10 protein-coding genes are annotated in these 13,600 nt (G+C 41.5%); 9 read left to right on the top strand and 1 reads right to left on the bottom strand.

The annotated features are described in order from the left end of the window. Window positions 1–118 precede the first annotated feature (118 nt). The 8 genes from recA (at window position 119) to G476_RS0109125 (ending at window position 10,333) form a co-directional block, all read left to right on the top strand. Window positions 119–1,177, top strand: coding sequence for a recombinase RecA (recA, locus tag G476_RS0109165; protein WP_026689829.1), 1,059 nt, complete (start codon window positions 119–121; stop codon window positions 1,175–1,177). Between the two features lie 576 nt (window positions 1,178–1,753). Next, complete coding sequence (gene rny / locus G476_RS0109160) at window positions 1,754–3,322, top strand: ribonuclease Y (RefSeq protein ID WP_035186336.1); 1,569 nt, start codon at window positions 1,754–1,756, stop codon at window positions 3,320–3,322. A 127-nt stretch (window positions 3,323–3,449) separates the two neighbouring features. Then, on the top strand, window positions 3,450–4,244 hold the full coding sequence (locus G476_RS0109155; protein WP_026689827.1) for a TIGR00282 family metallophosphoesterase: 795 nt from the start codon (window positions 3,450–3,452) through the stop codon (window positions 4,242–4,244). Window positions 4,245–4,462: 218 nt separating this feature from the next. Beyond that, complete coding sequence (locus G476_RS0109150) at window positions 4,463–4,723, top strand: stage V sporulation protein S (RefSeq protein WP_026689826.1); 261 nt, start codon at window positions 4,463–4,465, stop codon at window positions 4,721–4,723. Between the two features lie 529 nt (window positions 4,724–5,252). Further along, window positions 5,253–6,995 carry a 2-oxoacid:acceptor oxidoreductase subunit alpha gene (locus G476_RS0109140; protein ID WP_026689825.1) on the top strand — a complete coding sequence of 581 codons (1,743 nt, stop codon included), beginning with the start codon at window positions 5,253–5,255 and terminating at the stop codon, window positions 6,993–6,995. A gap of 1 nt (window position 6,996) precedes the next feature. Further along, window positions 6,997–7,863, top strand: coding sequence for a 2-oxoacid:ferredoxin oxidoreductase subunit beta (locus G476_RS0109135; RefSeq protein ID WP_026689824.1), 867 nt, complete (start codon window positions 6,997–6,999; stop codon window positions 7,861–7,863). Between the two features lie 224 nt (window positions 7,864–8,087). Next, a complete protein-coding gene (gene tdh / locus G476_RS0109130) occupies window positions 8,088–9,128 on the top strand; it encodes an L-threonine 3-dehydrogenase (protein ID WP_026689823.1) in 1,041 nt (346 codons plus the stop codon). 29 nt (window positions 9,129–9,157) lie between these two features. Continuing rightward, the gene (locus tag G476_RS0109125) at window positions 9,158–10,333 is read left to right on the top strand and encodes a glycine C-acetyltransferase (protein ID WP_026689822.1); all 1,176 of its coding nucleotides are present in this window, start codon (window positions 9,158–9,160) and stop codon (window positions 10,331–10,333) included. A gap of 227 nt (window positions 10,334–10,560) precedes the next feature. Here the strand turns inward: G476_RS0109125 and G476_RS0109120 are convergent, their stop codons facing one another. Continuing rightward, on the bottom strand, window positions 10,561–11,880 hold the full coding sequence (locus tag G476_RS0109120) for a C40 family peptidase (RefSeq protein ID WP_026689821.1): 1,320 nt from the start codon (window positions 11,878–11,880) through the stop codon (window positions 10,561–10,563). Between the two features lie 180 nt (window positions 11,881–12,060). Between G476_RS0109120 and miaB the strand changes: the two genes are divergently transcribed. Further along, window positions 12,061–13,599, top strand: a complete 1,539-nt coding sequence (miaB, locus tag G476_RS0109115) for a tRNA (N6-isopentenyl adenosine(37)-C2)-methylthiotransferase MiaB (protein WP_026689820.1) — start codon at window positions 12,061–12,063, stop codon at window positions 13,597–13,599. The last annotated feature ends 1 nt before the right edge of the window (window position 13,600 follow it).

Below are 13,600 nucleotides of genomic sequence, written 5' to 3'. Positions count from 1 at the left end.
TAAAAAAGGGGAACGAATGTTTGCAAAAAGCTTGGCAAATGTCTCAAAAGAAGTTAAAATAGGTTTATGAATTGAAACAGCTCGTTATTTGTAAAGGGCTGAAAAAGGAGAGGTTTGAATGTCAGATCGCAAACAAGCGTTAGATATGGCTCTGCGCCAAATTGAAAAGCAGTTTGGTAAAGGTTCGATTATGAAGTTGGGAGAACAAGCCGAGCAACGTGTATCAACTGTTTCCAGTGGGGCGCTTGCTTTAGATATAGCTCTTGGGGTTGGTGGATACCCAAAAGGTAGAGTAGTAGAGATCTACGGACCGGAATCTTCAGGTAAAACTACCGTTTCACTTCACGCGATTGCAGAAATACAGCGTCAAGGGGGACAAGCTGCGTTTATTGACGCGGAGCATGCCCTTGATCCGATTTATGCTCAAAAGCTCGGAGTTAATATTGATGAGTTGCTCCTTTCACAGCCGGATACAGGTGAGCAAGCTCTTGAAATTGCTGAAGCACTCGTACGAAGTGGCGCTGTTGACATGATTGTAGTCGATTCAGTTGCAGCTTTGGTACCAAAAGCGGAAATTGAAGGGGAGATGGGGGATAGCCACGTAGGTTTACAAGCTCGTCTTATGTCTCAAGCTCTCCGTAAACTCTCGGGAGCTGTTAATAAATCCAAGACCATTGCCGTATTTATTAACCAAATTAGAGAAAAAGTTGGTGTAATGTTCGGGAATCCTGAAACAACACCAGGTGGACGAGCCCTTAAGTTCTATTCCTCTGTTAGACTTGAAGTCCGTCGTGCAGAAGCCTTGAAACAAGGGAACGAAATGGTCGGAAACAAAACAAAGATTAAGGTTGTAAAAAATAAAGTTGCTCCTCCTTTTAGAACGGCAGAAGTGGATATTATGTATGGTGAAGGGATTTCTAGAGAAGGATCCATTCTTGATATCGGGTCCGATTTGGATATCGTTCAAAAAAGTGGTGCGTGGTATTCCTTTAACGAAGACCGTTTAGGCCAAGGGCGTGAAAATGCGAAGCAATTCTTGAAAGAAAACCAAGATATAACAGAAACAATTGAAACCAAGATTCGTGAATACTATAGCCTCATTGAACCTCAAGAAGTCCCACCAGGAGAGGCGGATTTTGAAGGTGAAAATGAAGACCTCCCACTAGACTTGAAGTAATTAAATGATGGAATAAGAGTCTAGGAAAAGACAGTCATAAAAGAGTGGTACCTCAGATTTGGGAGGTGCCACTCTTTTTTGTCTTTTACTATTGAAAAATGTTCGAATTTCTTCCAATAGGCAGCTGAACGCTAAAATTGACACTGGTGCGGCACCGAATGTGCCGAGAGTTCTTTTGACCCACAGGTAATAATCATGGTGTTTCTATCGGTTCACCCCCACCGTCGAAGAAAGGAACCGAATGATAATCAGCTGAGTATTACCTTCTGATGTAAAGATATATTTTGTTTATTTAATATTACGGTGATGGTAGTCCCAATCGATATTTCCCAAACTTCTTCGCTATTATGGAAACCATAAAAAATTCGACTGAATTCTTTGCCATCCAACTCTACCAAAGCTTGACAATGGGGGAATTGGGACATACAATTAAAAAGAATACTGCCTTACCACATACTCAATTTGTTTTGTATTACCTGTGCTGGATGTGCGCTAATACCGAACCATTAAAAAATGACACGTATCAACATCAAAAAACGAAACACAACAAGAATAGCATGAGGAGGTGAATCAGTCATGATTGACAACATTTTTGTTCTCATCCTCATTTTGCTAATCACTGCAGTAATTAGTGTCGTCATCGGATACTTCGTACGTAAATCCATTGCAGAAGCCAAGATTTCCAGTGCGGAACAACTGGCAAAACAGACTATCGAAGAAGCAAAGCGTGAAGCTGAATCAAGCAAGAAAGAAGCAATTCTGGAAGCGAAAGATGAAGCTCATAAACTCCGTATTGAGTCCGAGCGTGAAGCTCGTGAACGACGAAATGATATTTCGAAAACGGAAAACCGCTTGGTACAAAGAGAAGAAGTATTAGACCGTAAAAGTGAAACCTTGGACAAAAAAGAAGATTCTTTGGAAAAACGCGAAGAAGAGCTGACAAGACGTCAGCAACACATCGACGAGATGAATAGCAAAGTTGAGGAGTTGCTTCAAAAGCAACAAGAAGAACTGGCACGGATTTCAGGCTTTACAAAAGATGAAGCGAGAGATATTATCATGAAATCCGTTGAAGATGAATTAACACATGAAAAAGCGATTATGATCAAAGATGCAGTAACAAATGCTAAAAATGAAGCTGATAAGAAAGCAAAAGAGATATTATCAATGGCGATTCAACGATGCGCAGCAGATCATGTTGCCGAAACAACGGTAAGCGTGGTATCACTGCCGAATGATGAAATGAAAGGTCGAATAATCGGTCGTGAGGGGCGTAACATCCGTGCGCTTGAAACTCTTACCGGTATTGACTTGATTATTGATGATACTCCGGAAGCGGTAATCTTATCGGGATTTGATCCAATACGTCGCGAAATCGCAAAAACAACCCTTGAAAAACTCGTCCAAGACGGTAGAATTCACCCAGCTCGTATTGAAGAGATGGTTGAAAAATCCCGTCGTGAAGTCGACGAACTGATTCGAGAATATGGTGAACAAACGACTTTTGAAGTAGGAATTCACGGTCTTCATCCGGACCTTATTAAGATTCTTGGACGACTGAAATTCCGTACGAGTTACGGACAAAACGTCCTTAAGCATTCTATGGAGGTCTCTTACCTTACAGGCCTGATGGCAAGTGAGCTCGGAGAAGACGTTACCCTCGCCAAGAGAGCTGGTTTGTTACACGATATCGGAAAAGCGATTGACCACGAGGTCGAAGGAAGCCACGTTGAAATCGGGGTTGAACTCGGCACGAAATACAAGGAACATCCAGTTGTCATTAACAGTATTGCTTCACACCACGGAGACACGGAACCTACTTCTGTTATCGCTTCACTTGTTGCAGCTGCTGATGCTTTATCAGCTGCAAGACCAGGAGCAAGAAGGGAAACGCTCGAAACGTATATCAAGCGACTGGAGAAACTCGAAGAGATCTCTGAATCCTTTGATGGCGTTGAGAAGACTTTTGCCATTCAAGCTGGACGGGAAGTTCGTATTATGGTTCGACCTGATTCGATCAATGATGACGATTCGTACAGGTTAGCCCGAGAGATTACTAAAAAAATCGAAGACGAACTCGATTATCCTGGCCACATTAAGGTGACCGTTATTCGTGAAACAAGGGCAGTTGAGTATGCAAAATAAAGTGGCATTTGCCACTTTATTTTTATTATACAAGCTGTTTTTGCGTTAGGGGAGCACTGTAGTAGGATGCTTTTGGTATGGTTATTCTAATCGTAAAATGGAACAAGAAGTAAAAGGAGTTTTAATAATGAAAGTTTTGTTTATCGGAGATGTAGTAGGTTCTCCAGGTAGAAACATGTTAAAGGAATACTTGAAAAAATTAAAGGCCAAGTATCGTCCGGATGTGACGATTGTAAATGGAGAGAATGCAGCGGCTGGTAAAGGGATAACTGAAAAAGTATATCATGAGATCAAAGAAGCCGGTGCCGATATTGTTACTTTAGGGAACCATACGTGGGACAAAAAAGAAATCTTTGACTTTATTGATGATAAAGAAGACTTAATAAGACCCGGTAATTTCCCAAAAGGCAATCCTGGAAAAGGGATTACATATAAGAAAATCGGAGGGCATACGCTAGCTGTCATTAGTCTTCAAGGACGTACATTTATGCCACCTATTGATTGTCCGTTTAATGAAGCGGACGAGCTTGTTCGTGAAGCAGCCTCTCATACTCGTTTTATATTTGTTGATTTTCACGCAGAAGCTACTAGCGAAAAGCAAGCGATGGGGTGGTATTTAGACGGACAAGTATCAACTGTAGTAGGGACCCATACACATGTTCAAACAGCTGATAATCGCGTTCTTCCCGGTGGTACAGGCTTTATTACCGATGTAGGAATGACCGGACCTTATGATGGCATACTCGGTGTTGAAAAAGAAGCTGTATTGCATAAGTTCACTACAAATCTTCCTACGAGGTTTGAAGTGACGAAGGGACGGGAACAGTTAAACGGAGTCTTCGTCTCCCTAAATAAAGACTCGGGTAAAACCGATTCGATAAAAAGAATTATTATTAACGAAGATATACCTTTTTTCGACTAGGTACCCTGCACTGTGGAAAAAATTCCTAAGGGCATATATTTATAGGTTTCGAATATATACCAAATGAGGTAAATGAAAGAATATAGTAACTGTCTCTTGCTACGCAAATAACGATCAGCATAACTTGGAGACGAGGGAGTTCATAAGTTAGACTGAAGAATTTCGTTATTTCATCTTCTACCAATCAGTCCTATAAATCATCCTAAGGAGGTCCTAAAGTGGAGGTATTAAAAGTTTCAGCAAAATCCAATCCTAATTCTGTAGCCGGTGCATTAGCAGGTGTGATCCGGGAACGGGGAGCAGCCGAGATCCAAGCAATCGGTGCAGGTGCATTAAATCAATCCGTCAAAGCTATAGCCATTGCACGAGGCTTTGTCGCTCCGAGCGGTATCGATTTAATTTGTATTCCTGCATTTACCGATATATTAATTGATGGTGAAGAACGTACGGCTATTAAATTAATTATTGAGCCAAGATAAGGGTTGCCCGCTGCCTGACATGTCAATGTCAGGCAGTTTTTTCTTTGTCCAGTGTATTTATTGGTTCTTTTATAAACTCTGTTTGCGGAAGGTTTGTTGCTTTTACAGAAGAAAAGTTGAAGCTGAAGGGCCCGTATGCTTCAACCACCACTCTAGTGATGACAAGAAAAGGGTGAGGAGCTTTAAATACTCGCACGAGGAGATACTCATTGCTTTCTTAGTAACGGAAATCGTTGACTAAGATTCGACTCAAACCGGCAATGAAAGTAGAATGAGCACTAAACAAAGGGGTTTATGTTAGAATTCTTGGCATGAAACAGGCAGAGTTTTTCATTTATGAAAAAAGAAAGTGTGTTACAATATAAGAGATTTATGAGGTATTCCACTATTTTACATCCTCTTATGTGGACATACATACGTGGAATTCGACTATATATTACTAGTTGGGCAATATAAGAATAATAGAAACAAAACATGATCCGCACAGTTTAGCGAATAAAGACGGACCGTTTGTAAAGGGGTGCAGAAGATGATTAAACAATTGTCTTGGAAGGTAGGCGGACAGCAAGGTGAGGGAATCGAAAGTACTGGAGAAATCTTTTCCATGGCATTAAATCGCCTTGGTTATTATTTGTATGGATACAGACACTTTTCCTCACGAATTAAAGGGGGGCACACGAACAATAAGATTCGAGTGAGTACTACACCTATGAATGCAATAAGTGACGACTTGAACATCCTTGTTGCTTTTGATCAAGAAACCATTGACCTGAACCACCACGAGCTGGTAGATGGCGGGATCATTATAGCTGATAGTAAGTTTAAACCGGAAAAACCAGAAGGGACCTCTGCAAGTTTATATTCGATACCATTTACTGAGATCGCAAATGAGCTAGGTACCTCTCTCATGAAGAACATGGTGGCTGTAGGTGCGTCAAGTACTCTATTAGGAGTTAAGCCAGAAGACTTCACCAGTGTAGTTGAACAGATCTTTTCAAGAAAAGGGAATTCGGTCGTTCAAAAAAACATGGAAGCTATTCGTGAAGGAATGGCTTATTTCAAAAAAGAAGCAGGGAACGAATTAGTCGATTTCCACCTAGAGCCTGTCGAAACAAAAGGGCGTATGTTTATGATTGGCAATGATGCGATTGCTTTGGGTGCTTTAGCCGGTGGTGCAAGGTTCATGCCGGCTTATCCAATCACACCGGCATCGGAGATCATGGAATACCTAATTAAGAAACTTCCTGAATATGGTGGAACAGTTATTCAGACAGAGGACGAAATTGCTGCATGTACAATGGCCATTGGAGCCAACTATGCAGGTGTCCGTTCTCTTACAGCTTCGGCAGGACCGGGACTTTCGTTGATGATGGAAGCGATTGGTTTATCGGGGATTACAGAAACACCTCTTGTCATTGTGGATACACAACGTGGAGGTCCAAGTACAGGGTTACCGACCAAACAAGAGCAATCGGATATAATGGCGATGATTTACGGAACACATGGAGAGATTCCTAAAATTGTAATGGCACCTTCAACCGTAGAAGAAGCGTTTTATGATACGATTGAAGCTTTCAATCTTGCAGAAGAGTATCAATGCCCGGTTATCATCGTTTCTGATCTTGCACTTTCTTTGGGGAAGCAGACCGTGGAACCTTTGGACTTTGAAAAAATTGAAATCAGACGTGGAAAGTTCGACCTCTCAGAAGAGTTACCAGAACTTGAGAAAAACGTCTACTTCAAGCGTTACGAAAACGCAGAAGACGGTATTTCCAAGCGGGTGATTCCAGGAATGAAAAACGCCATTCATCACGTTACTGGTGTGGAACATAATGAACAAGGCAAGCCTTCTGAGAGTCCCGATAACCGGAATATCCAGATGGATAAGAGATTAAGAAAACTCTCAGATTTGACAGACCGTTTTAAAACACCTGTTTTTAAAGATGAACGTCATGAAGACGCAGACCTTTTAATCGTAGGCTTTAACTCGACACGAGGGACAATTCAAGAAGTGATGCCTCGTCTTGAAAACGATGGCATAAAGGTAAACCACGGTCATGTTCGGCTCTTACATCCGTTTCCAAAAAATGAGTTGAAAGACATGATTGACCGTGCAAAAAGAGTTGTAGTGATTGAAAACAATGCCACTGGCCAGTTGGCTCAGCTTATTAAAATGGAAGTAGGCTCAGAAAAGCTTAAAACGTTGAATAAATATGACGGTAACCCATTCTTGCCCGCAGAAGTCTATCAATCATGCAAGGAGTTGTTATAGAATGGCCACATTTAAAGATTTCAGAAATAATGTGAAACCAAACTGGTGTCCCGGATGTGGGGATTTCTCTGTACAAGCAGCCATTCAACGAGCAGCTGCTAGTGCGGGTTTGACACCTGAAAAAATGGCTGTCGTTAGCGGTATCGGCTGTTCCGGTCGAATTAGCGGTTATATTAATTCGTATGGTTTTCACGGCATACACGGCAGGTCTTTACCGATCGCACAAGGGGTAAAAATGGCGAACCGTGAATTGACTGTTATTGCTTCTGGTGGTGATGGGGATGGCTTTGCAATCGGGATGGGTCATACAATACATGCAATCCGTCGAAATATCGACGTTACTTATATTGTAATGGACAATCAAATTTACGGTTTAACCAAAGGGCAAACCTCTCCACGAAGTGATATGGGCTTTAAAACGAAAAGTACACCTGGTGGATCGATTGAATCAGCACTGAATGTTATGGAAATGGCCTTATCAGCTGGAGGTACTTTTGTTGCCCAAAGCTTTTCAAGCGACCTCAAGGAGCTTACGTCAATCATTGAACAAGGAATTGAGCATAAAGGCTTTTCTTTAATCAATGTATTTAGCCCATGTGTCACGTTTAATAAAGTTAATACGTACGATTGGTTTAAAGAAAATATTACAAAGCTCTCTTCGATTGAAGGGTATGATCCAACTGATCGAGCAATGGCTATGAATACACTTATGAAACATAATGGTCTTGTAACTGGTTTGATTTATCAGAATAAAGAAAAGCCTTCTTATGAACAGCTCGTTGAAGGGTTCAAAGACGAAGGGTTGGTAAAGCAGCCTCTCGAAATGAAGAAAGATAAATTTGATCAGCTGGTATCTGAATTTATGTAACGAAAAGCGTCCTTTTGGGACGCTTTTTTTACGAGTATTCTTTGGGGGAAGCGTGGATAATTTCGGTTCTTTTTACGAAATCTAATTTGTATGAGAAAAAAAACGCCAGAAATTTTTCAGCGCGCTCATGTGTCCATGAGAGGCGGACAGTTCTGTTTACGTGTCTATTCTCCCCATGATAAAATGAACGGGATATTAAGAGTATTCGAGGGGTGTTTTGATTGATGCAAGGAACAATGAAAGCAATCGTTAAGCCGGAAAGAGCCCCGGGGGCGAAATTGGACGAGGTTCCTATTCCACAAATTAGTGATCAAGAAGTACTTATACAAGTGAAAGCAACATCAATCTGTGGAACGGATGTTCACATTTATGCGTGGGATGAATGGTCTCAAAGCAGAGTCAACCCACCATATGTATTTGGACACGAGTTTGCAGGCGTAGTTGTTGAAAAAGGTAAAAACGTTACGAATGTTGATATTGGGGATCATGTTAGTGCTGAAACACATATTGTTTGCGGAGAATGCAAGCAATGTCTTACAGGTCAAGCTCACATTTGTGCAAATACGCAAATCATCGGTGTAGATCGGGATGGATGTTTTGCCGAGTATGTAGCTTTACCGGCAGTTAACCTATGGAAAAATGATCCTGAACTCCCCTTTGATGTGGCGAGTGTGCAAGAACCATTCGGGAACGGTGTACATACCGTGTTAGCTGGAGATGTTGCCGGTAAAACCGTTGCTGTTATCGGGTGTGGCCCGATCGGCATTATGGCAGTAGGTGTTGCTAAAGCGTGTGGTGCCTCTCAAGTAATCGCTTTTGATTTGAACGACTATCGACTTGACTTGGCTACAAAGATGGGTGCTACAACGGTTGTAAATTCGATCAATGAAGACCCGTTGGAAGTTGTTCGTGCATTAACTAACGGGGAAGGGGTAGACGTTGTATGCGAGATGAGCGGTCATCCAATAGCCATGAATCAAGGATTCAAGATGGTCACAAATGGCGGAAGAGTCTCCATTTTAAGTTTGCCTGTGCGTCCCGTTGAAATCGATGTTACGAATGATATTGTATTTAAAGGCATTACAGTCCAAGGGATTACAGGTCGTAAGATGTATGAAACATGGCAACAAGTTTCAGGTCTTTTAAGTTCGGGGCAAGTGGATGTAAAGCCTATGATTACGCACCATTTTCCTCTAGAAGACTTCGAAAAAGGTTTCAATCTCATGTTGGAAGGTAAATGCGGTAAGGTCGTGCTTCATCCGTAGACCAAATGATGATAAATGGAGGGGTTTTTGTGAAAGGATTTGAATATTTACAAGAAGAGCTCGATTCAATGAAAGGGGAAGGCGTATTTCGCTCCCTCGTTCCACTTGAATCGGACCAAGGTGCTAAAGTTGTTATTAATGGAAAAGAAGTCATTCAGCTTTCGTCAAACAACTACTTGGGTCTTACCACGCACCCGAAAATGAAACAAGCGGCAATTGAAGCAGTTGAGAAGTACGGAGCGGGTACTGGGTCCGTTCGTACCATTGCTGGTACATTTACGCTTCATGAAGAGTTTGAAAAAAAGCTTGCAGAATTTAAACATACAGAAGCAACACTTGTTCTACAGTCCGGCTTTACTGCAAACCAAGCCATTCTTAGTTCCATCTTGACAAAAGACGACGTCGTGATCTCAGATGCATTAAATCATGCATCCATCATTGATGGGATCCGTCTAACAAAAGCAGCTCGTAAGATTTATAAACATGTTGATATGGAAAGCTTGGAAGAAGCACTAAAAGAAAGTGGCGACTTCCGCAAACGTCTTGTTGTAACGGACGGAGTATTCAGTATGGATGGCAACATTGCGCCGCTACCTGAAATCGTGGAGCTTTGTGAAAAGTACGATGCCCTTATTATGGTCGATGATGCTCATGCAAGTGGTGTTCTCGGTCGAAACGGTCGAGGAACAGTAGACCACTTTGACTTAAACGGTCGGGTACACATTCAAGTAGGTACTCTAAGTAAAGCAATAGGTGTACTGGGTGGCTACGTAGCGAGCACTCAATCGGTAAGGGATTACCTCATTCATAAAGGGCGTCCATTCTTATTTAGTACATCTCATCCTCCTGCAGTAACAGCTGCTTGTTCTGCTGCAATTGACGTGCTCTTAGAAGAGCCTGAGCTCATTGAGCGCCTTTGGGACAATACGAAGTTCTTTAAAAAAGGCCTACAAGACCTTGGGTTTGATACAGGAAGAAGTGACACCCCTGTAACTCCTGTGGTAGTAGGGGATGAAGCGAAAGCTCACCAACTTTCTGATAAACTTCTGGAGTATGGTGTTTTTGCACAAGGGATCGCATTCCCAACCGTAGCGAAAGGACAAGCGAGAGTTCGAACAATTGTTACGGCTGAGCATTCAAAGGAAGTGCTTCAAGAAGCTCTTGACGCCTTTGAAAAAGCAGGAAAAGAATTAAATATTATTTAAAGAGTAACCCCAAGCCAAACAAATGTTTGGTTTGGGGTATTTTTTTTAGTGACGTCATATTTACTGTATTTTTATTATGTAAACATATTAGGAGAGAAAGTTCTGTTGGGACAGAGAAGTATTTTACTTTAGATCAAAACTATAATTCCTACATAGGGAAGCGTATTTTAGGAGCGGATGATCTGCACCGCCTATTCCTTGGTCACATCTTCATTTGTTAACGCACTTTAAACCCAACCTCGTCTTGCTCCAAGATAATTCTCTTTGAAGAATTCATCGTAATCAAGATGACGAATCGTAACACCAGCTGAGCTACTAGCAAACATGGCCAAATCATGACCGATGTATAATGCAGAGAGGTAACTATTAGACCCTTGAAAGAAAAGGATATCACCAATCTCCAGATGATCACGGTTTACAGGGGAACCGGAGTTCCATTGTTCTTCTGCCGTTGTTGGAATGGTAATTCCCATGCTTTTTTCGTACACATGTTTTACAAACCCTGGAGTAGTAAAGTCTTTGCTAAATAAGTGAGTCGACGCTTCTTGGACAACAGCGAATTCATCGTTAAGACTCATATGGTCATAACGTCTCGCTTCAACAAAAGCATCACCCCAGTAGTCGTTAATAAAGGAGAGTTGTGTCATTTTCTCTGTGCGGCTTGCATGGATCATATACTCTCCTCCTACATAAATACCAACATGATTCACATCCCAGTCCATTCTAGGGTCGTTTTCATTACCATTTCCTTGGGTATCTACCCCTGAAAAGAAAAGAACGTCACCAGGTTTTATATCGTCTTTGTCTATTTCTTCACCGAGCTGGAACTGATCCTTCGTTACACGTGGCAAATAGATCTCAGAACTTTCTCTAAGTACTTGTTGAATAAAAAAGGAACAGTCAAATCCATTCGTAGTATTTCCCCCAAATACATAAGGAGTATCAAGATACATAATGGCCTCCCTTATGATCGGGTGTGGGTGATCGGTGTATGTGCTAGGGTGAAGGTCACGCATGTCTTCATCCGTCATGCGCTTTCCGCCAATAAAATGCTCACTCCAAAACCCATCTGCGAATAGTGACCGTTGTTCTACGCCGTTACTTTGAGATACAACGAGAAACTCGCCGTGCCCTGTATAAACCCCGCTCATGATTGTATCGCCTTCAAAGAAAACGAGATCACCAGGATAAAGCTCTTCCTTGCTTAACTTCTTTCCAAGATCATACTGATGAGCGGCTAATCTTGGCATACGTATCCCAGTAGCCTCTTTATATATGTACTGAACAAAGCCTGAGGAATTAAACCCTTTCTCAGGGTTATTACCTCCTGAATGGAAGGGAGTACCCATAAGACCTTTGCCCAGTTCAATAATCTCTTCAACATCCGGGTTGAGTTCTCCATAGTCTTTTTCAATGTGCTCTTTTTCGAACGATACGTCCGTGTCAAATGTAGACGTCTCCCAAGGTTTGAACAAGAGCACCAAAAGGAGAAGGAAGCTTGTCCATAATAAGAGCGCCCATTTATACTGTTGAATCCATTGGTCCATCCAAAAGCCCCTTTCGGTCAATCTCTAGAAACTCCCTGTAGTGTAACAGCGATACCAATATTATGCAAAAACATGTGTGCAAGTGAGTACTGAAAACGGATAGAGTATTGTGAAACATAAAAAAACCCTTTATACTTATAGGTTGGAAGACTACTGTTATATAAAGGGGTCGAGCAATCGATGAATGAAGAACAACGAAAATCTCAAACAATTGTGGAGTCTGATTCTGCGGACAAAAAATCCGATCAGAAAAAAGACTATTCTCAATACTTTCAAACAACCTATGTACCTCCTAATTTGAAGCAAGCGAAAAAACGTGGAAAAGAAAATGTCGAGATTCATTATGATTTTGAAGTGCCTGAAACGATGCAAGAAATCGGAAAAGGGAAAAAGTTTCTCATCCGTACATACGGATGTCAAATGAATGAACACGATTCGGAAAACATGGCAGGTATCCTTTTGAATATGGGATTTGAATCGACAGCAAGTACTGAAGACGCTGATGTGATCCTTTTAAACACGTGCGCCATCCGAGAGAATGCAGAAAACAAAGTGTTCGGAGAAATCGGTCATTTAAAAACGATGAAGCGAGAACGTCCTGAATTAATCATTGGCGTTTGTGGTTGTATGTCTCAAGAAGAATCGGTTGTAAACAAGATTATGCAAAAGCATCAGCAAGTGGATTTGATTTTTGGGACGCATAACATTCATCGTCTTCCTCACTTGATGAGAGATGCGATTCTGTCAAAAGAAATGGTTATTGAAGTATGGTCAAAAGAGGGAGACATAATTGAAAGTATGCCTCGGGCCAGAAAAGGTCAAATTCATGGCTGGGTCAACATTATGTACGGCTGTGACAAGTTTTGTACGTATTGCATCGTTCCTTATACACGAGGAAAAGAACGAAGCAGAAGGCCAGAAGATATTATTGAAGAAGTTCGTCATCTCGCGCGAAACGGATATAAAGAAATTACACTTCTTGGACAAAACGTTAATGCTTATGGGAAAGATCTCGTTGGTATAGATTATGGACTGGGTGATTTAATGGATGAAATCCGAAAAATCGATATCCCGCGTGTCCGCTTTACAACCAGTCATCCAAGAGACTTTGACGATCACCTTATTGAAGTTTTGGCTAAGGGAGGAAACCTGGTGGAGCATATACACCTCCCAGTTCAAAGCGGAAACAATGACGTGTTAAAACTCATGGCAAGAAAATATACCCGTGAAAGCTATATTGAATTAGCAGGGAAAATCAAAAAAGCAATGCCTCATGCATCCTTTACAACAGATATTATTGTTGGATTCCCTAATGAGACAGAAGAGCAGTTCGAAGATACAATGAGCCTTGTAAGAGAAATGGAATACGATAGCTGCTTTACGTATATTTACTCCCCTCGTGATGGCACGCCTGCTGCAAATATGCAGGACAATGTTCCTCATGAAGTTAAACGTGATCGTCTACGGCGATTAAACGAACTTGTTAACGAACTTTCAGCGAAAAAAAATAAAGCAGTTGAAGGGGAAGTCGTTGAAGTTCTTGTTGAAGGTGAAAGTAAAAAGGATCCTGAAGTGTTAGCAGGCCGTACTCGAACGAACCGTCTTGTAAACTTTAAGGCTCCTAAATCTTGCGTTGGGAAGCTTATTCAAGTTAAAATAACAGAAGCGAAAACTTGGTCATTAAACGGGCAAGTAGTCGAAACAGCAGAGGTGAAATAAT

Origin of the sequence: Alteribacter aurantiacus DSM 18675 (assembly GCF_000429705.1) — a bacterium.
In the GTDB taxonomy this organism is placed as follows: domain Bacteria; phylum Bacillota; class Bacilli; order Bacillales; family Salisediminibacteriaceae; genus Alteribacter; species Alteribacter aurantiacus.
The sequence above is the reverse complement of the archived record's forward strand: the minus strand, read 5'-3'. Positions and strand labels throughout refer to the sequence as shown.

Coding starts and splice junctions, on each gene's coding strand:
- recA (WP_026689829.1), top strand. CDS start 119: ATGTCAGATCGCAAACAAGCGTTAGATATGGCTCTGCGCCAAATTGAA.
- rny (WP_035186336.1), top strand. CDS start 1,754: ATGATTGACAACATTTTTGTTCTCATCCTCATTTTGCTAATCACTGCA.
- G476_RS0109155 (WP_026689827.1), top strand. CDS start 3,450: ATGAAAGTTTTGTTTATCGGAGATGTAGTAGGTTCTCCAGGTAGAAAC.
- G476_RS0109140 (WP_026689825.1), top strand. CDS start 5,253: ATGATTAAACAATTGTCTTGGAAGGTAGGCGGACAGCAAGGTGAGGGA.
- G476_RS0109135 (WP_026689824.1), top strand. CDS start 6,997: ATGGCCACATTTAAAGATTTCAGAAATAATGTGAAACCAAACTGGTGT.
- tdh (WP_026689823.1), top strand. CDS start 8,088: ATGCAAGGAACAATGAAAGCAATCGTTAAGCCGGAAAGAGCCCCGGGG.
- G476_RS0109120 (WP_026689821.1), bottom strand. CDS start 11,880: ATGGACCAATGGATTCAACAGTATAAATGGGCGCTCTTATTATGGACA.
- miaB (WP_026689820.1), top strand. CDS start 12,061: ATGAATGAAGAACAACGAAAATCTCAAACAATTGTGGAGTCTGATTCT.